Annotated in this window: 16 protein-coding genes and 3 pseudogenes; 10 read left to right on the plus strand and 9 right to left on the minus strand. The window is 70.9% G+C overall.

Annotation, left to right across the window (positions count from 1 at the left end; genetic code table 11):
• Position 1: 1 nt before the first annotated feature.
• Positions 2 to 691 (minus strand): hypothetical protein, encoded by a 690-nt coding sequence (locus ACFV18_RS03870; protein WP_380478887.1) that lies wholly within the window; start codon positions 689 to 691, stop codon positions 2 to 4.
• A gap of 50 nt (positions 692 to 741) precedes the next feature.
• Here ACFV18_RS03870 and ACFV18_RS03875 point away from each other — a divergent pair, with 50 nt between their 5' ends.
• Complete coding sequence (locus ACFV18_RS03875; RefSeq protein WP_380478889.1) at positions 742 to 1,386, plus strand: hypothetical protein; 645 nt, start codon at positions 742 to 744, stop codon at positions 1,384 to 1,386.
• Here the strand turns inward: ACFV18_RS03875 and ACFV18_RS03880 are convergent.
• Positions 1,370 to 2,332, minus strand: a complete 963-nt coding sequence (locus tag ACFV18_RS03880; RefSeq protein ID WP_380478891.1) for a HEAT repeat domain-containing protein — start codon at positions 2,330 to 2,332, stop codon at positions 1,370 to 1,372. The two genes, ACFV18_RS03875 and ACFV18_RS03880, sit on opposite strands and share 17 nt — an antisense overlap.
• Positions 2,333 to 2,487: 155 nt before the next feature.
• The gene (locus ACFV18_RS03885) at positions 2,488 to 2,709 is read right to left on the minus strand and encodes a hypothetical protein (protein WP_380478893.1); all 222 of its coding nucleotides are present in this window, start codon (positions 2,707 to 2,709) and stop codon (positions 2,488 to 2,490) included.
• Positions 2,710 to 3,065: 356 nt separating this feature from the next.
• On the opposite strand from ACFV18_RS03885, the gene ACFV18_RS03890 reads away from it, so the two are divergent.
• The 7 genes and pseudogenes from ACFV18_RS03890 (at position 3,066) to ACFV18_RS03920 (ending at position 9,858) form a co-directional block, all read left to right on the plus strand.
• Positions 3,066 to 5,306, plus strand: a complete 2,241-nt coding sequence (locus ACFV18_RS03890) for a hemopexin repeat-containing protein (RefSeq protein WP_380478895.1) — start codon at positions 3,066 to 3,068, stop codon at positions 5,304 to 5,306.
• Between the two features lie 198 nt (positions 5,307 to 5,504).
• Complete coding sequence (locus ACFV18_RS03895; protein ID WP_380478897.1) at positions 5,505 to 5,945, plus strand: GFA family protein; 441 nt, start codon at positions 5,505 to 5,507, stop codon at positions 5,943 to 5,945.
• Between the two features lie 545 nt (positions 5,946 to 6,490).
• Positions 6,491 to 6,790, plus strand: a pseudogene (locus ACFV18_RS03900) (GFA family protein); the annotation flags it as partial.
• Positions 6,787 to 7,455 carry a PolC-type DNA polymerase III gene (locus ACFV18_RS03905; protein WP_380478899.1) on the plus strand — a complete coding sequence of 223 codons (669 nt, stop codon included), beginning with the start codon at positions 6,787 to 6,789 and terminating at the stop codon, positions 7,453 to 7,455. The pseudogene ACFV18_RS03900 and the gene ACFV18_RS03905, both read left to right, overlap by 4 nt.
• A 203-nt stretch (positions 7,456 to 7,658) precedes the next feature.
• Positions 7,659 to 8,882: pseudogene (locus ACFV18_RS03910) on the plus strand (NUDIX domain-containing protein); the annotation flags it as partial.
• Positions 8,872 to 9,219: pseudogene (locus ACFV18_RS03915) on the plus strand (hypothetical protein); the annotation flags it as partial. The pseudogenes ACFV18_RS03910 and ACFV18_RS03915, both read left to right, overlap by 11 nt.
• 189 nt (positions 9,220 to 9,408) lie before the next feature.
• A complete protein-coding gene (locus ACFV18_RS03920; protein WP_380479270.1) occupies positions 9,409 to 9,858 on the plus strand; it encodes a hypothetical protein in 450 nt (149 codons plus the stop codon).
• A 325-nt stretch (positions 9,859 to 10,183) separates the two neighbouring features.
• Here the strand turns inward: ACFV18_RS03920 and ACFV18_RS03925 are convergent, their stop codons facing one another.
• The 6 genes from ACFV18_RS03925 to ACFV18_RS03950 form a co-directional block, all read right to left on the minus strand.
• On the minus strand, positions 10,184 to 12,940 hold the full coding sequence (locus tag ACFV18_RS03925) for an RNaseH domain-containing protein (RefSeq protein WP_380478901.1): 2,757 nt from the start codon (positions 12,938 to 12,940) through the stop codon (positions 10,184 to 10,186).
• A complete protein-coding gene (locus ACFV18_RS03930; protein ID WP_380478903.1) occupies positions 12,937 to 16,311 on the minus strand; it encodes a hypothetical protein in 3,375 nt (1,124 codons plus the stop codon). The genes ACFV18_RS03925 and ACFV18_RS03930 overlap by 4 nt, the downstream gene beginning before the upstream one ends.
• A complete protein-coding gene (locus tag ACFV18_RS03935; RefSeq protein WP_380478905.1) occupies positions 16,308 to 17,276 on the minus strand; it encodes a hypothetical protein in 969 nt (322 codons plus the stop codon). The genes ACFV18_RS03930 and ACFV18_RS03935 overlap by 4 nt, the downstream gene beginning before the upstream one ends.
• 753 nt (positions 17,277 to 18,029) lie before the next feature.
• Positions 18,030 to 18,218 (minus strand): hypothetical protein, encoded by a 189-nt coding sequence (locus ACFV18_RS03940; RefSeq protein ID WP_380478907.1) that lies wholly within the window; start codon positions 18,216 to 18,218, stop codon positions 18,030 to 18,032.
• Positions 18,219 to 18,444: 226 nt separating this feature from the next.
• Entirely contained in the window at positions 18,445 to 18,621 is a 177-nt protein-coding gene (locus ACFV18_RS03945; RefSeq protein ID WP_380478909.1) for a hypothetical protein, read from the minus strand.
• Positions 18,622 to 18,642: 21 nt separating this feature from the next.
• Positions 18,643 to 18,786 (minus strand): hypothetical protein, encoded by a 144-nt coding sequence (locus ACFV18_RS03950; RefSeq protein ID WP_380478911.1) that lies wholly within the window; start codon positions 18,784 to 18,786, stop codon positions 18,643 to 18,645.
• Between the two features lie 695 nt (positions 18,787 to 19,481).
• On the opposite strand from ACFV18_RS03950, the gene ACFV18_RS03955 reads away from it, so the two are divergent.
• Both ACFV18_RS03955 and ACFV18_RS03960 read left to right on the plus strand, forming a co-directional pair.
• Complete coding sequence (locus ACFV18_RS03955) at positions 19,482 to 19,679, plus strand: hypothetical protein (RefSeq protein WP_380478913.1); 198 nt, start codon at positions 19,482 to 19,484, stop codon at positions 19,677 to 19,679.
• 172 nt (positions 19,680 to 19,851) lie between these two features.
• Entirely contained in the window at positions 19,852 to 21,294 is a 1,443-nt protein-coding gene (locus tag ACFV18_RS03960) for a tetratricopeptide repeat protein (protein WP_380478915.1), read from the plus strand.
• Positions 21,295 to 21,306: the final 12 nt, after the last annotated feature.

A 21,306-nucleotide genomic window follows, 5' to 3' on the forward strand; every position in this document is an offset into this window, starting at 1 on the left:
GTCAGTGTCCTCGGTGGTGCCGCGGTTCTCGGGCCAGCGCGGTGATCAGAGCGCGCTCACGGACCATGTGGGCGTGGACGTCGGGCTGGTCCGGGTCGAGGGCTTCGATGGCGCTGTCGATCGCGTCGAGGGCTTCGGATCGGCGCCCGAGGCTCCGCCAGGCGGTGGCGGTGCGGAAGAGCATGATCGGGTCGGTGTCGTCGAAGGTGGGCCATGCGGCCAGCTCGAGGATCCGCTCGGCCTGGTCTGGTAGTCCGTCTCCGAACCAGAGGCCATGGAGCAGGGCGTGGCAGACCTGGGGGTTGTCGCCGGCCTCGGCGAGGCTGCGGTCCAGGGCTTCGAGGGCACCGGGGGCGGAGCTTCCGAGGAGAGCGAACGCCGAGAGGGCGCGGGTGTACGGATCCCAGCGGGCTCGCTCGCTCCCGGGGACCTGTTCGAGTAGCTGTTGGATGCTGCGGCACCGGAAGTCGAAGCGGCGGGCAGCGAGGTGGATGTGCCGGAGCGCCTGGGCGTGGGTGCGGTCGGTGCCGGGCTGGGTGAGGTGGTCGGTGCCGGCGAGGTGGGCGAGGGCGCTGTTGCGCCGACTGCGGGCGTACCAGGTGAGGTAACTCTCTCTAGTCTGGAGCTGTTGAGATCCCTGTGTCGGAGCTGTCGCGAAGCGGCGGCGGTGAGTCGCCTCCCCGGTGGCCACCGAGTCACCGGCTACGTGGGTCGCCGCTCGTCAAGGTCATCTGCCCCCTGGTGGCCGGTACCTCGATGGGGCCGCTCGCCTGCTCGTTCCGTGGTGGTGCGTGGCGGGAAACAGGGGCCGGGCGTCGGAGTACCGTCCGGCGGTCCGCGCCCAGTCGCAGCGTCCGCGGATCAGGGCAGAACGCCGCACTCGCCGCCAAAGCCGCCGCCGACGCCAACAACGCCAGCGCCGAAGCCGACCAAGCCGCCGCCGACGCCAACAACTACGCCAAGGATGCCGCCGGCTACGCCAAGGACGCGCAGACGTCCGCCACCGCGGCCCGCACCTCCGCTGCCCAGGCCAACCAAGCCGCAGCCCAGGCCCATGCCAGCGCCGTCGACGCCCAGGCCTTCGCGCTGCGCGCGGCCGGCAGCGCCACCGCCGCCCGGGCCTCCGCCGACATCGCCTCCGCCGCCGTCGCCGCCGTCGCCGCCGCCCGCCAGTCCGCCGAGAACGCCGCCGCGATCAGCGACGCCGCACAGACGCAAGCCATCGCCGAAGCTGACCGCGCCGCCCAGGAAGAGAAGGCGTTCTGGGAGTACATGAGGCTTCGCCAGCAGGCGGAGGACAGCGGCGTCGACAGGAGCCAAAGCTACCGGAACCCACCCACCGCCGTCAGGCGAACGGCTCCGACATCACTCAATCAAGTTCAGTAGTAAAGTGGGGGTATTTCTCTGGATAGAACATCTGATCAAGACAGCGACGCAACCCGCCGTCGACGATGTGGTCCAACCACGGGATCGATTCGAGAAGAGCGGCGAGATCGTCCGTGATGGACAGCTCCAGGAAGGCTCGAAGGTTGTCGGGGGCAGGGCCGTCGGTGAGGCACAGCCATGTCAGGGCCGCGCATACCCTGACTTCTGCAGGCTGATTGTAGTCCTGCCACCAAGCACACATTTGATCGATGGTATCCGGGTGCCGTTCTTCCCACGCAAGCTGGCCGATTGCCAGCACCAGGCAGGCACGTACCGCGGGATCCTCTTCATCCTGAAACCGAGCGCTCAGGCAGTCTGCGACTGACGCGGGCCGGTTCGGAACGGCGGCCAAGGCGTAGGCAGAAGCCTGGCGCACTTCCGGATCAGGATCGCCAAGCAATGGCAGCAGCAAGCCAGCGTCGGCCGCCAAGGCCTCGCGAGCGGCCTGTACCGACCAGTTTGCAAGGTAGCCGGAGGGTTCAAATACTATCTGGTCATCGGCACGAGCGGCTCGCAGTAGACCGGTGCGGCTACCGTCCCCGAAATACTGGCGTCGAGCCAAGCCCGCAATGACCCGCAGGATACCGGCACGATGAAAGGGGAGGGCAACGACAATGCGGACCAAGAAGGGAATCGCCAAAGCACCAGCCGCCGAACTGGTACCCTGCTGAAGCAGTCTCCCCGAAAGTTTGCTGAGCGCTTCATTAGAGCTACGTTCATCGCCGGTGCGAGCCTGCTCCAGAAGATCGGGCACATCACTACCGGGCCCGTATGCATGGCTGAAATTACTCCATGGAACGGCGCCGTAGACGAACCCATTTTTTACTTCCACCGGCATGTGAGCAACGACAAAACGCACATCTTCTACTGTGCCGGCATGGAATTCCATCCCTTCCTCGCTCCACACCGAAGGAGCATCCGGCCCACCCCGCCAACTCATCAAGAACCTCTTTCATTGCGCATACCAGAGTCAGTGTTGGAGCGTTGCCGTCTCAACGCTAGCCGGGAAAAGCATATTCGTTCGAAGTAGCTAGGCCCCGAACACCAACAACAGTTGTTCAGCTAGAGACCGTAGCGGTTGGCCAGCGCCGCGCTGGTCTGCCAGTCCGCGTTGGCGCGGCTGAGCCAGCGAGCGGCTTCGGAGGGCCAGGGTCGGCCCGCGTCGATGTCCTGTTCGATGAGGGAGCGGACGGCGGCGAGTGCGGTCGGGCGGAGGTCGTCGCGGTGGACCGCGGTAGCCAGGGCGGCGTACGAGCCGGGGGTGTCGAGCAGTCCGCGGTTCATGATCCGTTGGGTGGGCGGGTAGGCGGCAGCGCGGGCGATCCGTTCGATGGTGTCGAGAGCGGTGGTGGCGGTGGTGGTCAGGCCGTGTCCCTTGTGGAGTCATGACCTCGGAGCGGGCCGGGTGCATCGAGCCGTCCAGAGTGTTCAATGCAGCGTGCCGGTGGGCTGGGAATGCGAACCCACGGAGGGTGACCGATGCTGGAGAGTGGGAGTGCGGTAGTCCTTCCGTGATCTGCATTCGGGGCTGCGGGGGCGCCCAGCTGTCGACTTCCCAGCATGGCCTGGGCCAGGCCACCCCGCTCCGTACAGCACTCCCCGGCCTCGGGACCGCCTTTCCATGCTGAGGAGCTGAATCAATGCGTGACAACTTCCGTCTGGCCATCCGGGGAGAACCCGTCTATCGCCGAGGCGAGCCGGTCTCTCTGACCTTCGAGATCGAGAACGTGAGCGACACCGATTACAGGCTGCTGGTCTGGAACACCCCTCTCGAAGGTGAAGTGTTCAACTTCCTGGAGGTGCGGTGTGGGGACCGCATGGTTCCCTACGATGGACGTCTCGTGAAACGGGGAGAGCCCACGCCGAACTCCTACCGCAGGATCGCGGCCGGTGAAACCATCGTGGAAGAGCTCGACATTTCGGAGTCCTACTCGCTGGACGAGCCCGGCTATTACGACGTCATTCTGCGAGTGAGGTTTGCCGACGCGATCCCGGACGTCGGGAAACCACTCTCTGCGCGTTCCCGTCAGGAACACCGGGGATTCACCCTGGATCCGGTGACCGCAGGATTCGAGCTCCTTCCGGAAGGCGACTCACGTCCCACCGTCGGCGAACGGGCGCGTCGCGAGGAGTGGCAGGAAGGACCACGGCGGCTCACTGTGGATCGAAGTGCGCTCCAGCGGGAAACCGAGCCGGCGGATCTGCCCCTCCCCCCGGGGTTCGCCGAGGTCTTTGCCGCGGACGACAACGCGATCGCCTGGCTGGACGCAGCCAACGCCGAGCTGGCGAGTTGGAGTGGCCGAACGGACAACAGCCTCTACACCGAGTGGTTCGGGGTGGACGACGCCACCCGCTACCAGACCCTGCGCGACCGCGTCTTCGCGATACGCGCCTGGATGGGCAGGCCCCACCACTATGATCTGAGTCCGTCAGACTGTGCGACTGACGATTTCGCCTACACCTACTTCGGATCCGACACGGTCTACGTCTGCCCAGGGTTCTTCAACGCACCGGCGACCGGCTTCGACTCGCAGTTCGGCACCTTTGTGCACGAGTGGAGCCATGCGGCCGTCCGTACCGATGACATCGTCTATGGGCAGACCAAAGCGCATGAACTTGCGGCCACCCGGCCGGACGCAGCATTGAACAACGCTGACAACTACGAATACTTCGTCGAAACGCTGAGCAGACGCATGGTGACGGCCCCCGTCTTCTGGCCCAACGCCAAGGCGTACATGTTCACGGCCGGCCAGTACTACCGCTACGATCCCGCTACGCAACGGGTCGACCCCGGCTACCCGAAGCCAATCGCCGGCAACTGGCCGGGCCTGTGGGGCGACCGGATCGACGCCGGCGTCGTATGGAACAACGGCAAAGCCTACTTCTTCCGCGACCAGGAGTACATGCGCTACGACATCGCCGCGGACAAGGTAGATCCCGGCTACCCGCTGCCCACCGGCCAGTACTGGCCGGGCCTGTGGGGCGACCGGATCGACGCCGGAATCGTATGGAACAACGGCAAAGCCTACTTCTTCCGCGACCAGGAGTACATGCGCTACGACATCGCCGCGGACAAGGTCGATGCCGGCTATCCGAAGCCGATCGCCGGCAACTGGCCGGGACTGTGGGGGGATGGAATCCAAGGCGCAGTGATGCGGAACAACGGCAAGGCGTACTTCCTCCGTGGGTGGCAGTACGTGGGCTACGACGTCGCCGCGGACAGGGCCGACCCGGCATATCCGCGAGCAATCGGGGAAAACTGGCCCGGGCTCTGGAGCGACGGCCGTCTCGACGCTGCGATCATGTACAACAACGGAAATGCCTACTTCTTCCGCGGCACGTACTACAGGGGTTATGACATCCTGCAAGATCGGGTCGAGTACCCCGACTATCCGCTGCCTGTCGCCGGTAACTGGCCGGGCCTGTGGGACAGGGTCGACTCGGGCATTCCCTGGCCCAACGGCAAGGTGTACTTCTTCCGCGGTGCGGAGTACATGCGTTGGGACGTCGCGAGCAACCGGGTGGATCCCGGCTATCCGAAGCCGATCGCCGGCAACTGGCCGGGCCTCTGGGGCGACCGGATCGACGCGGCTGTCCTCTGGCCCAACGGTAAGGCGTACTTCTTCCGAGATTCGCAGTACATGCGCTACGACATCGCCACGGACAGGGTGGACGCCGGCTACCCACTGCCCATCAACCCCTACTGGCCGGGCCTGTGGGGCGACCGGATCGACGCCGGAATAATGTGGAACAACGGCAAAGCCTACTTCTTCCGCGACCAGGAGTACATGCGCTACGACATCGCCGCGGACAAGGTGGACGCCGGCTACCCGCTGCCCATCGGATCGAACTGGCCCGGCCTGCCCGGCCGAGTCCGCTAGAGATCTTTAACGGCTAGAAGTCGAGCCCAGTCTTGGCGATGAGACCGTCGATGGCGCCCGGGCGGGGAGCGCTTCGGACCCGCCCCCGGGCACCTGCGTGTTCCGCTGCCGTCACCGCAGGCCGCCGAGCGGCGCCCTGACGAGGAAGGGATGACACACTGGGGCTCAACTCACCCACCGTGACCGGGAGATCACCTGATGAACGCCACCCCCGCCACCGACGCCGAGGGAACCGAAACAGCCGGTGAACGTACCGGCGGCTGCCTGTGCGGCCGTATCCGCTTCACCACCCGAGGTCCGGCAGTCTTCCCGCACACCTGCGTCTGCCGCCACTGTCAAAAGCTCGGTGGCACACCAGTGATGTGGTGGGTGGGATTCGAGACGGTCACCTGGACTGGTGAGGGCGGCGAGCCAACCTGGTACGAGACCTTCGAAGGCGAAGCGAAGCGCGGCTTCTGCCCGACCTGCGGCAGCCGCCTCGCGGCGATCGACAGCGACATCCCGGAGATTGGCATCAACGTCACCGCCCTCGACGGCACCAGCGGTCCAGACCTCGTGCCGATCCACGCGTCCTTCCGCGACAATGCCGTGCACTGGCTGCCGTCGACGCCGGATACCGAGCACAGCACAGCCGGTTGACCGCCCGTCCACTGGTCGGCAACGTCACCTGCCTCCTCGATGGCCCCGGCCGGCATCCCGTTCCCGCCCGCGAACCCCCGGCCCGGGGGCCCGTCGCGGTGATGCTCAGCGCGGATGACGGAGAACTGCGCTCAACCGGAGCCGGTCCAGAAAGGCGCTGGGCTACTTCCTAGGCGAACTCTGGCCATCGACGCCTGCCGAGACGAAAGCGTGAGACCACATCCCAGGACGTTGAGAATTCCGGGCGGGTACGAAGAATCTGGGTGAGTGGAGCATCGGGTCCATCAGCGATGAATTGAGAGCCGCCCGCCACATGTTCCGCCGCATAGGGAGCATGCTCGGCACCAGGAGCGCGAACAGGTTCATCAATTTCATCGAAGCGGCCTACATCACGCCGGCGAACAAGGCACAGTCGACCTGACAGGAATCTTCGTCCAGACCGTTGGGTGGCCGTCCCATCCCTTCCACAGCCACCGCCGCGCGCCGCCACGAAGAGGAGGCACAAGACGTGAACACAAGGACTTGACAGGGAAGTCTGCGGCTGCGCCCACTGCGTGCGCCGTTCCGGCAGCCCATTCCAGTGGTGGACGTCGTTCCCGCTGACGGGCCTGTCCTGGACCGGTGAGCATGGCGAGCCCACCTGGTACGACACCCACCCCAGCAAGACCCGGCGCGGCTTCTGCTCCCGCTGCGGCAGCCACGTCGCCGCCCTCGACCACGGCGACCCGGCCGAGGTCGGCATCCTCGTCACCGCCCTCGGCCTGCGGACCATCGCCCGCCTCCGCACCGCGGCCAAGGGCCCGACGACACCCCGGGCGGCGACCGGATCGGAGGGCGCGGCGTGACGGGAGTGCTCCGCGACCCGTCCTTCACCCGCCTGACCGTGGTCGTGATCGACTTCGAAGGGCTCACCCCCACCGGGCGCCCGGCGGAGCCGACCGAGGTCGCCGCGCTCGCGCTGCGCCCCGAGCGCGGGCGCCTGGTGGAGGTCGGCCGGTTCGAGTCCCTGATCCGGCCGCCCGCCGACGTCCCGGTCACCGCCCGCGACGTCGCACAGACCGGCATCACCGCAGCGATGCTCGCCGGCGCCGACCCGGCCGCCGCCATCATGGCCCACCTGGACGCGCACCTGACTGCACCGCCGTACCGGCTGGTCGCCCACCACGCCCCCACCGAAGCCGGGATGATCGCCCGTCAGGCCGCGCACTGCCCCCGCCTGGCCGCCACGCCCCTGCTCGACACGATCCGCCTCGCCAGGGCGCTCCTGCCCGGCCTCGGCTCCTACCGTCTGGACCACCTCCTGGCCCACTACGGCATCGCCCGGCCAGCCGACCGGCACCGGGCGATGCCCGACGTCACCGTCACCGCCCAACTCCTGGAGCGCCTGCTCACCGACGGGTGCGCCGCCGGGCGGTGGCGCATCCTGCTGGACCTGGACGCTGCCGCCGGACTGCCGCCCAAGCACCCCGCTCCCCGCGGCACCGAGCCGCAGCAGCATGCCCTGTTCTGACCGTCAGCGTCCGGCACTGCCTGGACCCCGCCGCCCAGCACACACCCGACCCGAGGACCAACGTGACCGCACCCGCTCTCACCGCCGAACACTGGAACCAGAGCTACACCGACGGCATCGCCTTCAGCGCGCTGCGTCCGCAAGAGGTCGCCGCGCTTGCCGAGCACGCGCCCGCTCCCGAGGACGGCGGCCGGGCTCTGGACGTGGGCTGCGGTCTGGGTGACCTGGCCGCACACCTCGCACTGACCGGATACGCGGTGGATGCCCTCGACCTGTCCGCAGCCGCGCTGGAGCGCGCCCGCGCCACCCACCCGGAGGCCGCGGTGCGGTGGTTGGAGGCGGACGTCGAGGGTGCCGACCTGCAGCAACTCCTTGGCGACGATCCGTACCTGGTGATCACGATGCGCCTGTCCGTGGCGTTCCTGGCCAACCGGAGCAACACCCTGCACCGGCTCGGCCGGCTGTTGGCCCCCGGCGGCACCCTGCTGATCACCACCCCGCTGGCCGCCACCACCCCCGCCAAGCGCCGGCGCATCGCCCTCGACGAGGACGAGATCGCCGCCCTGGCCTCCGGCTGGGAGGACGTGCGGCGTCTCGACGCCGGCGACCTCGGCATGCTGGTGCTGCGCAGTCCCTGCCGCGATACGGTCGCAACTGAGCGCAGCGCGCCGGCCACCGGCAACGTCGCGGTCGCCGGTGCGCTGGCCGTCACCACCGACGACCGCGGACGGGTCCTGCTCGGCTGGTCGGCCAGGGGCATGTGGGAGCTACCCGGCGGCAAGATCGACGTGCGGCCCGCAGCAGACGGCGGGGCGCGGGCCGAGAGCCTGGGGCAGGCCGCGGTACGCGAACTCACCGAGGAGACCGGTCTGCGGGCCGACGGCTCCGTGGTCGTCGCCGTCCTGGTCGACCACGCCCAGCGGGTACCGCGGATCACCGCGGTGGTGCGCACCTTCGACGTCACCGGCACGCCAGCGGTGCAGGAGCCGGAGAAGTTCACCAGGTGGGAGTGGTTCGACCTTGACGCCCTGGACTGCCTCGGACCGGTGTTCACGCCCGCCGCGCAGGCCCTGAACGCGATCTGGCCCGGCATCGTGAACCACCTTCCGGAAGTCTCGTCCTACCCGCACGACGCCCCGGCCCCGGCCGTGCCGGGCGACAGCCCCGAGGCCGCTCGGCGCCGCACCGCGATGACCGAACAGGTCGCCGCCGCCCAGCCGCACCTGCCCGCCGCCGTCCTCACCGCCCTGCGCACCGTCGAGCGACACCGCTTCCTGCCCGAGGCCGGCCTCGACGCCGCCTACGCCCCCGATCGCGCGTACGTCACCCGCCGCGGCGCGCACGGGCAGGCGACCAGCTCCGTCTCGGCGGTCGACATGCAGGCCCTGATGCTCGCCCAGGCCGCCGTCGCCCCCGGTGCGCGGGTGCTGGAGATCGGCAGCGGCGGCTGCAACGCCGCCTACCTCGCCCACCTCGCCGGACCGTCCGGCCCACGTCGTCACCGTCGACCTCGACCCGCAGGTCGTCCGCCGCACCCGCCGCGCCCTCGCCGAGACCGGCAGCACCGGCATCACCGCCCTGCTGGGCGACGGCAACCACGGGGCGCCCGCCCACCTGGTGCCGCGCGGCGGGTTCGACGCGATCATCGTCACCCACGCCGCCCGCGGCCTCTCCCCCGCCTGGTCCGAGCAACTCGCCGACGGCGGCCGCCTGGTCCTGCCGCTCGACCTCCACACCTTCACGTGGTCCGTCGCCCTGCAGCGCTGCGGCGACACCCTGGTCAGCACCGGCCGCTGGGTCTCCTGCGGTTTCGTCCCCGACACCACCGCCGGGCCCACCCCGCACACCCGCCTCGCCGACGACGTCCTGCTGTGGCACGCCGACGGCCCCGTCCCCACCACCGACGGCCTGGCGCAGGCCCTGCGCGGCGCCGACCACGAGCAGCGCACCGGCGTGCGAGTCGAGGCCGGCGAGCCGTATGACTCGCTGCACCTGCACCTGCTGACGACCCTGCACGGGCACGGCGGGTGCACCCTGTTCCAGGACCAGGAGCCCTCCGGCCTGACCCGGCTGCCCGGCGGCCGCACCGCCCCGGCGCTCACCGCCGACGGCTCGCTCGCCTATCTCGTCCCCGAACCCGCCGGAGACGGGGCCGAGTTCACCGTCCACGCCGTCGGCGAGCGCGGCCCCGCCCTGGCCGAGCGGCTGGTCGCCGCCGTCCGCCACTGGAACCGGCACTTGCGCGCCTGCGGCTACCCCTGCCTGACCGTCCACCCCGCCACAGCCCCGGACACGGAGCTTCCGGCCGGCCCCGTCATCGACAAGCCGGGCGGGCGGCTGGCATTCCAGACTGTCGGTCCTGACACGGCACCAGCCGATCAGGCCCGGCAGGCCAACCGATGAGCGGCACCCAGTACCCCGCGAGGCCGGACACCGGCCGGAGCGTGCCTGTCTGCTGGACACCGCCACTGACCGAAAGGAACGAAGCACCGTGATACGGCTGGCGAACCTCACCGCCTACAAACTGGGCCCACGCCTGGTGGGCACGGACCGCTGGCGCGCCCTGGTCGCCACGATCAACGAGATCCGCCCGGACGTACTGTGCCTCCAGGAGATTGTCGCCAACGAAGAACCGCGCACCGGGAGAGCTTCTCCGACCGCGACGCGCGCTGGCGCGCGGAAGCCGACGCCGCGATCTCTTTCTGCGGTGCGCTGGGACTCGGCCGGATTACGGGCCGGCCGTCTCGTCCTGTGCGGTGTTCTCGTCTTCGGCCGCATCGGGGGCGTCTTCGGGGTTCTCGGCGGTGCGGCGGTAGTAGGGGTGGGTGGAGTCCATCCTGCGGGCGAGGTGGAGGGGTGTGGGGGTGCTCTGGCGGACGTCGGAGGTGATGCCCTGGTTGGTCAGTACGGCGGCGACGGCGCCGATGAGGTCGCAGTCGGCGTCGGGGTGCTGGGCGATGACGGTGAACCGGGTGGCGGTGTGGGCGTAGCCGTTCTTGCTCTGGCTGCGGCTGTCGAAGCGTGTCTCGTCCTTGCCGAAGCGGCCGGCGGGGCCTGCGGCCCAGACGCGGGGGACGTTGACGAGCAGGAAGTCGGGGTAGGTGTGGGCGGCGTCGTCGGTGGCGAGTTGGAAGAGGCTGGTGGTGGTGTCGGTGGCACGCCAGGTGCCGTCGCTGGTGCGCATGTGGGCGCCGGTGGGGCGGCCGATGCGTTCCAGGTCGCCGATGACGCGGACGGTGGCCAGGGGGCGTTGGGCGCGGGGGAGGCTGTGGCCGGGCAGCCAGGACGAGAGCCGGGGCAGGCCTGAGGGCGGGTCCTGGCCCAGGGCTTCGTCGGTGAGGCCCGACCAGATGTACTCGGCGCTGTCGCCATCGACGTAGAGCACCGCGGGGGCCGACACGGGCAGTTGCGTGCGGGTGGCGATGAGGGCCTGCTCGACGATGTCCGCGGCGGCGCGGGCCTGGAGCGTCTCGTCCGCGGCGGCGGAGTAGCCCTTGACATCCCAGGCGAGGTCGGCGGCGTGCAGCGCGGTGACGGCCGGGCTGTGGGGCAGCCACTGCCCTGCCTGGGGGCTGTAGGCCCAGATCTGCCAGGGGTCGTCCTTCCCGCCGGTGGGGCGCATGGCGGTGAGGCTTGCGGTGATCGGCGACGGTTCGGTGCTGCGGGGCCTGCCGGGTGTGCGGCGCTGGGCATGGCGGCGGACGTGGACGCCGATATGCCACCAGTTCTCCAGCGGCAGTTTCCCGAACCCGGCGCCCAGGCGATGGTCGGTGGCGCCGACGCCGGTGAGGATCTCGCGCAGCACGTTCGCGGTCGAGCTGTCCAGGCCGCTCTGGCGGGAGGCGACCTTCTTGGCCCGGTAGTTCTCGTTGTAGGGCTTGCCATCCCGGGTGTGGGTGGGGATGGGCGGCGGGGCCTGCTTGATGTACTGGGAGGTCGCCGCCAGGCGCGCCAGGGCCTGCTTGGAGGGCCACTTGCCGTCCTCGGCCTCGGCCTTCTCACGCTCTTCGACGCTCGGGTACCAGCGCTCGGGGTCCCAGTCGGTCTCGCAGATCGCCGCGACGAGGGTGTCCTCGCGGGTGTAGGGGGCGAGCATTTGGGCCAGGTCCCGCTCGCGCTCCGCGCTGCTGCGCGGCCCGTGGCCCAGCGCGCCGGCCTTGTCGTGGAAGAAGACAGTCTCGATGCGCCCGCCAGCCGCGGGTTCGGCGATGCCTTCGACGGCCTTCCAGTCCTCACCAGGGCCCCACTGGGCGGCGATCGCGGCCTTCACCCGGGCGCGGACCTCGTCGGTGCTCCACAGCACGGGGACGAGGAGGGTGCCCACGCCGGCGGCGTCCAGGGCCGTGGGGATCCGCTCCGGCGGGATGGGGCCGCTGACGCGCGAGCCGCTCTCGGTGGGCGGCACCTTGATGCCGGGGACCTCGATGAACACGGGGTTGCGGTGGCTGTACTTCTCGCACCGGGTGTCGATGGCCTCCTCGATGCGGCGGAAGAGTTCCATGCCGTGTCCGCGGCCCAGCCCGGGCGTGCGGACGCTGGCCGGGGCGACGGCCCATACCGGCCCCGGGGCGGCATCGGCGAGAGCGTCGTCGGTGAGGTGTTCGGGGAAGGGCGGCACGTTCGCGCTCAGGCGGGGCAGGGCGGCCAGGCGGCGGCTGGCGGCGACCGCGGGGACGTTCAGGCGGCGCTTCCACGGCGGGCCGTCGGTGGCCGCGGCAACGACGAGCGGCTGACCGGGGTTGGCCAGCAGGACGGTGGCGACGCCCTTCCAGGAGGTGGCGAGGAGGGTGGTGACGGCGTTGACGGTCAGTGCATGGCGCCCGGAGTGCCCGCTGGCAGCTGTCCCGATGGTGATACGGGGCAGCAGGTGGCGCACGATGCCCTTGCGGTCGGGTTCGGCGGGCAGCTCGTGGCCGATCGCGGCCAGACGGCCGTCGGTGCACAGGGCGAAGCGGACGGGCGTGCCGTTGTTGCGGGGCCACTCGAGGGCGGCGAGTTCCTCGGCCAGGCGCCAGCGGGCGAGCTCGCCCGGCCACCAGCCGCGCGAGCGCCTGCCGGCGCGGGGCGGCTCGGGCAGGACAGCGGGGCGGGGTTCGGCCCGGGCGAGGAGTTCGGCCAGCTGCTCGCCGATGCGCAGGCCGTCGGGGCCTGGGACCACGGCCTCGGCCCAGTAGCTGAACACGTCGCGCCGGTCCTCGGCACTGATCGGCGCCGCGCACAGCAGTTCGTAGCCGTCGTTGTTCCACTGCCAACGCGCCCAGGTGCCCGCGGCCGCGCGCAGAACGGACTCCAGCGCCCGGTAGGGCGGCTGCACCTCCAGCCCGGAGCCGACGTTGCGCTTGTACTCCTGCGCAAGCTCTCCGGCCAGGTCCAGGACAGGGGCGTCGGGCCGGTAGGCGATCACCTGCCCCAGGTCGGTGGGGGCGGTGCGGAACTGCAGCAGGCGGGCCTGCTTGCGGGCGACGCTGTCGAGCGGGCGGCTCATGCGTACTCTCCCAGGTAGGAGTGGAAGCCCGCGCGCAGCGCGGGGAGCAGGTGCGGGGCGTGGGCGTACTCGGCGATTTCCTCGATGGTGTGGCCGTAGCAGGTGCCGAGCTGGGCGAGGTCGTCCTGCGGGGTCTGTTCGAGCAGGCTCCGCACCAGGGTGGGCAGGTCGGATCCCCAGGTGGGGTCGTGGAAGGCGCCGTCGATGAAGTGGAGCTCGACGTGGGTCTGTCCGCGGCGTCCGCGGCCGGCCAGCTGGACGCTCTGGCCCAGGAGGGTGGCGACGAGTTCGTGCTTCAGCTCGTCTGGCAGGGCGGAGAAGCGCTTGGGCGCATTCAGGTTGAGGCGCAGGTGCGCCTCGGCGGCCGCGCGGGCCCGGGCCAGGGTGGCGGCGGGGTTGTCGCCGGGGATGGTGTCGCGCCAGGCTCGGGCGGCGACGCTGGCTGCCAGCACCGGTGCCTCGTCGGCCGGCATGACCGGCCGCACGGCCATGGCGATCAGGGTGATGGCGGAGACGGCGACGCCCTCGAACACGGTCAGTACGTTCAGGCCCCGTTCGGTGCGCGGCAGCGGCGAGATGAGCACTTCGCCGTCGAGGTCGGCCAGTTCCGAGAAACGGTCGCGGGTGAGCTGGCCGATCGCGTCGCACACCGGCGGCAGGGAGGGGTCGGGGGTGTCCGCGACGGCGACGTAGATCCGTAGCCGCCGTCCGAGGGCGAGCGCGGTGTCGTACAGGGCCTGGGCGAACAGGCGGGCCTGACGGTAGGAGTTGACGGTGATCAGGGCCCGGGCGCGGTACCGGGTATGCGGATCCGCAGCCAGCCGGGCCAGGTCGCGCACCAGTCCCGGCGCGTAGCCGGCGGCCAGCGAGATGACCCGCTGGTCGCGTTCGCGGTAGGGCGTGCTGCCGACGGCCAGGAGCTTCCCGTCGGCGACAGGGGTGCTGTTGAAGATGCTCAGGCCGCCTTGGAGGGTGTCGGGCATCGCCCAGTCGGGGCGGGCGAGCAGGTGGGTGCGAGCCGCGCCCGGCATGTAACCGGTGGCGGACATGCCTACCACGGTGCGCTGGCGGCCGCTCAGGGCGAGGGAGACGATGCTGCCGAGGAACTGCGTCTCGGTGTGGGGGTCGGCGCGCAGCACCTCCATCTTCAAACTCGCATGTCCGCCCGGGTCGTCCAGCCCCTCGAAGCGGAACCCGCCCAGCTGGCGGCCCAGCGGGCCGAACGGGACGACGGTGCCGGCGCCCTGGTGGCCGATCGCATCGGCGAGGGTGGAGGCCGCGTCGATGCCGTGCCCGGCGAGCTCGCCCGCTCGGTCCGTCAGGTCGAACATCGTGTGGACGATGGCTGTCAGCCACGCCTTCATCATCAGCGCGTGCAGGACGCCCGCGGTGGCCTCGGCGTGCGTGACCACCCCCACCGGCCCCGGCCCGCCGGGCCCGCGCTGCGCCGGAACCGCCGATTCGACGGGTACCTCCTCGCCTCCGCCTACGCCTTCGGTGGTGGTGTAGGCGGGCAGCGCGGCGGAGACGATCTCCCGCAACTCGTCCTTGAGAGGGGCCAGTTGCCACTCGCCGCCCTCGTCGATGGTGAGCATCCGCTGCAGCACGTCCGGGACGGGCTGCAGCCGATCCGGCAGCACGGCACGGGAGGGCCTATCGCCCGGCCGGGTGGCCACGTGCGGGAGCAGGGCCTGCAGACAGTCGGCCTGCTCGGCGGTGGCCGCGGCCTCGGGATCCACTCCGATCAGGTTCTCCAGCAGGTGCCGGTCCCATTGGTGGGGCTGGTACCAGCGCTTGCGGTCCTGCACCACCTGCCGGGCCCGGCGCGGGTCCTGCCCGCGGGCCAGAGCCCGCGCCTGGGCGACCTCGGTGCACACCTCCTCGCCGGCCACCAGGTCGAGCAACTGCTCGGCCAGGAACACCGCCCGGGTCAGCGGTCGGCGCACCGCCACCGCCAGCCGCGGCGGTGCCTGGTGCAGGCTGTCGCGGATCTGCCGCAGCACCGTGTTCGGGCGGGAGCGGGAGGCGAGCTCCAGCTCGCCGCACTCGTCGAACCCCCGTGACTGGTAGGCGTCGACCTCGTCGACGACCACGTAGGAGGCCAGGCGCAGAAGGAACTCCCGCACGCTGATGCTGTTGCGGACCTCCCCGTCGACCTCCACCGGAACCTTGATCATCCCGGACTGGAAGCACGCATGCGTGGTCACGATGATCCTGGCCGTCGTCGCGGCCTCGACGTGGGAGAACTTCCCGCAGGACGACACATACGGGCACAACGCCCGCTCCGGCCGGTCGAAGGCGTCCGACGCGGTAACCGTGCATGGTTCTCTGCCGCCCTCGAAGACGTCGCGGCCCTCCAGCTGCGCCTGCGCGGCGCACCCGTAGGCGGAGTTGTCGATGAGGAAGGCGATGCTTGCAGAGGCGTGCGCCAGTGGCACGCCGGTGCCCTCCAGTTTCGCGGCGGAGCGCAGCGCGAAGCCGTAGCGGCTGTTGGGGGCGATGAACGGCGTGGCCGTCGCCTTGACGCCCGCCGCCCGCAGCTCCTGCTGCAAGGTGGCGGCCTCGCCGTACACGTCGCCGTTGTCGCTGACCACCAGCACGGTGGTGCGATCCAGGCCTGCCTGCTGGATCGCCAGCCCCCGGCCGAAGACGTTCTTGCCCACGCCCGGCGGCGCGCTCAGCAGGTGCATGCGTCCCGGCGGCAGGACGACGGGCTCCAGGGGTCGCTGTCCGCGCCCGATGGTCCCGCGCAGCAGCAGCGCGATCTGCTTCTCGCGGAAGGCCGGGCCCTCCATGTCCTGGTCGGTGTCCCGGCTCTGCCAGCTGAGCTCGTCGGCGTCCACCACTAGGTCCACCGACGGCGCGGTCACGACCTGAGGCGGCCTGTACACCCCCTGCTCGTCGGGGAAGGCGAGCTGGACCCGCCCGCGTGAGGTCGGCGCCGACCAGCCCGATCCGCTGGCGACCCGCAGAGCCCGCCGGCGCCCGGTCGCCGCGAGCAGGCGGTCGGCGACGTCCGCAGGATCCTGCCCGTGGACGGGCAGCACTTCGAGCGCCCGCCCCCGCTCGCTGTGCCCGAGCGTGTAGAGGGAGGGCAGCGGGTCGTCCGCGTCCGGGGTGTCCAAGACGTCGTGGACGGCCAGTTCGACATGGTGCAGCAGCGCCTCCCCCCGGTGGCGGATGCCCAACAGCGCGCCCAGGCGCTGCTTGTCCGCCTCCGGCCACTGCTCCCAGCCCGCCACGACGCGCGGCGCGTGCCCGCTGAGCAGGACGTGGGCGTCCGCGACGCGCACCACCTGCTGCCCGTCGCGAAACCGGGCGGGCAGGAGGTGCTCGGCCAAGGCCAACGCCGCGGCCAGGGTCCTGCTCACGCTCCCTCCACCTCCGCCACCAGGTCGGTGTCGGTCAGCACACGGGCGCCGCTGCCCCGCACCACCCGGCGCAGCAGCGGCAGGTACCCGCGCAAGTGCTCGGGCACCACGAAGCACAGCTCGCCGGACTCCTCGGGGTCCTCGCGCAGCTTCTGGGCCAGTCCGTACGGGTCGGCCCAGGTCTTGACGTCCACGCGCCATGTCCGGGACCGGCCGGGACGGGTGACGTGCAGGTCGTAGGCGTCGCCGAACGGCCACAGCCGCACCTGCGCACCCGAGGTGATCAGCCGGTCGCGCAGCTCGACCTCCAGCAGGCCCGGGAGCGTCACCCACAGCCACAGGGCGTAGGGCAGCGCCACGCAGCCCTCCGCGGGCAGTAGTTCCGGCACGGTGTGCAGTTCGCCGCGCGGGGCCAGGCGCCAGCCCTCCGTAGCCGGCTCGGCCCGGTAGCGGGCACCCAGCAGGCTGTGGCGCTCGTCCTCGCACTCGAGGTCCACCGCGCCGTTGGGGCGGAAGGTAGCCCGCATCGTCCACTTGCACATCGGGCACGCTGCCCACAGGCCGCCGAACTGCCGCGTCGGGGAGATCCCGGTGTACGCGCCCAGCTCGACCAGCACGGTGTTCCGGGACAGCTCGCGCCGTGTCAGGACGGGCGTGCGGACCATCGCCTCCCGGCCCCGGGTGTACGCCTCGAAGCCGGCGGCCCTCAGCGCGCGGAAGACCGCGTGCTGGACAGTCTCACCGGAGATCCGCGACAGCCCGGTACTCGCTGGCAGCATCCCCACCGCCCGCAGCAGGCTGTGCAGATGGCGGATGTCGGCGCCGATCCCCGGGGCCTGGTGGCCGTGCTCGGCGGCTTCCACCGCCAACCGGTGCAGCGCCGAACTGGGCATGCCGTCCTCGTCGAGCAGACGCAGCTTGCCGAGCACCGACTTCTGAGGCCGCCCCGGCAGGAGGTCGGCCACACGGTTGCCTCGGAGTCGGCCGGTGAACACCTCGTACGACGGCGCCGACTCAAGGACGCCGAAAGAACGAACGTAGCGGCCATGGCACTCCATCAGCAGCCTCATTCGCCCCTGTGATTCGCCTTCATTGCTGCTCAAGGCCAGCGCCGCGACCACGCAGGCGTCGAGCGCCGCACGCTGATCCTCGTCGAGTTCTTGAACAGCCGCTGCCGTTCCGGCCACCGCCGACACCCTGGTCCTCCCCGCACCCCATCGAGCACACGCCACAACCCAACCCCTCCGCACCACGGGAGGGCACGGGAGTTCGGAGGAATTCACCCGATCCGGTGACCCCGGTCCGGCGTGCGCAGTGAAAGGCATTCCCGACGGCCATACCCGAGGCGCCTATCGACGCGGTGCCCGCGCTTGATCCCGCAGCGGTCCCAGGAGCGCGCGACCGCCGTCCCGCCAATAGACCCGAACATGTCATTTCTGGTCAAACCGGATGGCGGTCTCGGCGGCGAGGTCTATGGTCTGCACACGGTCCACCAACGCGGTCAGGCACGGCGGTGAAACGCGGACCTCAACGTTCTGACCTTGATCCTCGTCTCCGGGATGACCCACATTCACCCGGAGGCGGTGCGGCCGGTGGAGCAGCGCCCGGCCGCCGCCCGGTCTCCGGGATGCCCCGCCACCCCCTGTCGCGAGCATCCCGGAGACGGTCCGCGCATCCTAGGTGGCGGCGGACCGGGGTGCGGGCCGGGCCGTCGGGGATCACTCGCCGAACTGCGACCAGACGATCCCCGCGCCCGCGCCGTCGGCGCTCCGCCCGATCAGGATGCTGTTCGAGGTGAACGCCCAGCTCGGGAACACCAGCGCGTTCGCGCCCCGCTCCTCGTCGACGACCACGTCCAGCACCGGCGTCCGGGAGCCGGCGTCCTGCTGCGCCTTGAACGCGGCCATCGCGTGGGCCCACCGGGTCCTCGGCCCCGGCGAAGCCGGGGGTGCGGTGCAGGGCGCGGTCGATGCTCAGGTTGCCCGGGGTGCTGGAGGAGATCGCCGAGGCGTGCTCGCTCAACTCGTTGACGTCGTCCGACACTTCCTCCCACGCGGCCTCCGCCACCGCCTGCGGGGTGGCCCCGGCGGCGAGCAGCGCGACGGCGGCCACGGTCGCCCCACGCTCCTCGCTTCACTCGTACGTGAGGTGGACGTCGTGCCGCCCGTCGCCCAGCTCGGAGAACGTGTAGCCCCCGCTCGCGTCCAGCCCGCGCACCAAGACGTTCCCCCCGGCGGTCAGCTGCCCGACGAGCACGAACTCGCCCTGCTCGCTCTCCAGTACCGCGTTGATCGCTTCGCTCATCGTCACGGCGGCGAGTATGCCAACGCGCTACGACAGCCCGGCGTCGGCGCCGGGGCGCGGCTCGAAGATCCCCGCCTGCTCTGCCCGCAGCTCGGAGCGGACGAGTTCGAGGAGCCGCCCGGACCAGTTGCGACCCCGGCCCGCGTTGTCGCCCCAGTAGGCCGAGTCCATGTCGTCGTAGATCTAAGGTGGCGTCGTCCGTCGCCAGCAGGACGGCGGCCAGCTCGGGGTGCTGCCGGTACTTGGCGCGCAGCAGGCGGGTCAGGACGGCGGTCCTGGCGTGGTCCCAGCCTTCGCGGCGTGGGGCGCCGGCCGCGAGCCGGCGGGCCGCGCCGCCGGTCTCCGCCGTCGTGATCGCGTGCCGGGTGCCGGGTTCGGCGACCGACAGGGCCCAGTAGGCGTGGGCGACGGAGGGGTGGGTGACGCCGTCCACCGTGATCGGGGCGGGGTAGTCGTGGCGCAGGCCGACCTTGCCGGGGTCGTCCACCGGCTCCCTCGGGTACGAGTGGGGCAGCTTGACGGCCGGGGCGAAGGACGCCTCCGGCCCGTCCGCCGGGACCCGGGCGGCGCGCTCGGCCATCCACTGCGCCCGCTCCTCGAAGTACCCGAGGGCCTTCTCGTAACTCTCCTGGCTGACCGTCCCGTCGACCGGCAGGTACGTCCGCCCGCCGGGCCCCGCCACCAGGATCCGCAGCGGCCAGTCCTTGTGGTCCATGTCGCCCAGCGCGTAGCGGCGTTGCGATTCCGGGACGGCCAGTAGCGCGGCGCGGGCCGCGGCCCGGTTCTCCTCGGTCCGGTCGGCGAGGAACACCTCGACGGCGGCCAGGCAGCGGCCGGTCGAGTCCGGCCGCCCGTTCAACTGGTCGATGGCGTCCAGGACTTCGGCGACCAGCAGCTCGGGGGTGATCCAGCTCTCCGGCTCCCCGAACCTCCAGTCCGCAAGCTCGTGCGCGGACGCCTCGGCCCCCTCCGGAAAGCCGGTGGCCACCCACCCGGTGCGCAGCTTCTCCTCGAACTCCTCGACGGTGACCAGACCCCAGCAGTCGATGAGCCCGTCGGCGTAGATGAACAGGTCGGTCAGGAAGTACCGCCCGCCGTTGCGGATGAACGCGTGCCGCCAGGTGCCGGGTATGCGGACGCCGTCCGCGACGCGATGGGTGATCCGATTGCCGATCATCCTGGGATTGTGCCGCAGCACCCGGAACGCCTGTCGGCGGCAGTTCGTAGGGTGCCCGCGTGAACATCGATGATCTCTCTTGGCAGGCGCGCCACCACGGTGGCGTGTATCCGCGGATGGTGCAGACCCTCCTCGACCTGGGGCAGTTGGAGCTGCTGATTCGGGCGGCGTCGGAGCGCGAGGACTGGAACTGCGCGGAGGCGGCGGCCCGGGAGTTGTGTGCGGCCGGGGAGTTCGATCGGGCGCTGGCGGTGGTGGGCCCGTTCGCGGAGATCGGTTGGCGGGACGCCGGGTGGGCCACCGCCGAGATCATGATCCACCGCGGCCGGGGCGACGAGGCGCTCGCGATGGTGCGCCCGGACGAGGCCGAGTTGGACGACAGCCACGTGTGCGCCCGCTACGCCGAACTGCTGTCGAAGGCCGGGCGGGTCGCGGAGGCCGTCGGCGTGCTCACTCCGCACCTCGGGAAGCACTGGCCCCGCTCCCGCCTGGTCGAGGTGACCGAGGGGAAGGGGTGCGACGAGCTGGTCCTGGAGGTGCTCACACGGGAAGCGGAGCGCATGGAGCGTGCGGAGAACGCGGCGTGCGAGCGGTGCGGCGGATCCTTCGCGGGCCGGACAGACCGCTGGGACGTGCTGCTGTCGATCTCCCGGGTGCTGGAGCGGGCCGGGCGCCCGGACGAGGCCGTCGAGGTGCTGCGGGCGGAGCGGGCCTCGGGCCGGCGGCACCCCGTCAACTTCCCGGAGTACTACGCGGAACTCCTTGCCCGGCAGGGCCTGATCGAGGAGTTGGGAGTCCTCGCCGCCGAAGACCACCGCTCCGCTCTCGACGTGTACGCGAAGGCGCTGGAGGACGCCGGGCGGGCGTCCGAGGCGGAGGCTGTGCTGCGTGCGGGGATCGAGGCCCATGACCACCCGAAGGACCGGGCGGCGCTGATGCGCCTGCTGGTTCACCAGGGGAGGGTCGACGAAGCCGTCGAGACCGGTCGGCCCACCTACGAGTACGCCGACTGCTGGAACTTCCTCCACTGGGCGCTGGAACTGCTGGTCGACGACGGCCGCCCCGACCGGGCGCTCGAACTCCTGGACGGGCTCACCGACGCGTACGTCGAGGAACACCCGGAACAGGTGCGGGAGTTGCGTCTCTGGCTGCTGGGCGAAGCGGGCCGCCAGGCGGAGGGCATCTCGGAGGCCGTCGCCCTCAACGAGCGGGAGCCCGGCGAGTGGGACATCGCGCTGGCTCGACTGCTGGAGCAGGACGGACAGCTGGCGGAGGCCTTCGCGCTCCTGCGTACGTCCACTCACTACTTGGCCCACTACGAGCTGGCCGACATGCTGATCCGACACGACCGCCCGGCTGAGGCCCTCGTCTCCGTCCCCACGATCGCAGAGAAGCGCACGGCCGTCGAACAGCGGGAGCGGGAGACGGCGGCGGGAGCAGGACGATCCCTGGGCCGCTACGAGCGGGGCCAGCCTGGAGCCCCCGCTCTAGAAGGCTCCTGAAGATCTCGCTCT

It is taken from the genome of Kitasatospora sp. NPDC059673 (assembly GCF_042734215.1).
Classification (GTDB): Bacteria; Actinomycetota; Actinomycetes; order Streptomycetales; family Streptomycetaceae; genus Kitasatospora.

What these genes read in the sequence shown, in the direction of transcription:
- ACFV18_RS03885 (WP_380478893.1), bottom strand. Translation starts at nt 2,709, where the DNA reads ATGAACCGCGGACTGCTCGACACCCCCGGCTCGTACGCCGCCCTGGCT.
- ACFV18_RS03890 (WP_380478895.1), top strand. Translation starts at nt 3,066, where the DNA reads ATGCGTGACAACTTCCGTCTGGCCATCCGGGGAGAACCCGTCTATCGC.
- ACFV18_RS03950 (WP_380478911.1), bottom strand. Translation starts at nt 18,786, where the DNA reads ATGGACTCGGCCTACTGGGGCGACAACGCGGGCCGGGGTCGCAACTGG.
- ACFV18_RS03925 (WP_380478901.1), bottom strand. Translation starts at nt 12,940, where the DNA reads ATGAGCCGCCCGCTCGACAGCGTCGCCCGCAAGCAGGCCCGCCTGCTG.
- ACFV18_RS03940 (WP_380478907.1), bottom strand. Translation starts at nt 18,218, where the DNA reads ATGGCCGCGTTCAAGGCGCAGCAGGACGCCGGCTCCCGGACGCCGGTG.
- ACFV18_RS03895 (WP_380478897.1), top strand. Translation starts at nt 5,505, where the DNA reads ATGAACGCCACCCCCGCCACCGACGCCGAGGGAACCGAAACAGCCGGT.
- ACFV18_RS03955 (WP_380478913.1), top strand. Translation starts at nt 19,482, where the DNA reads ATGGCGTCCAGGACTTCGGCGACCAGCAGCTCGGGGGTGATCCAGCTC.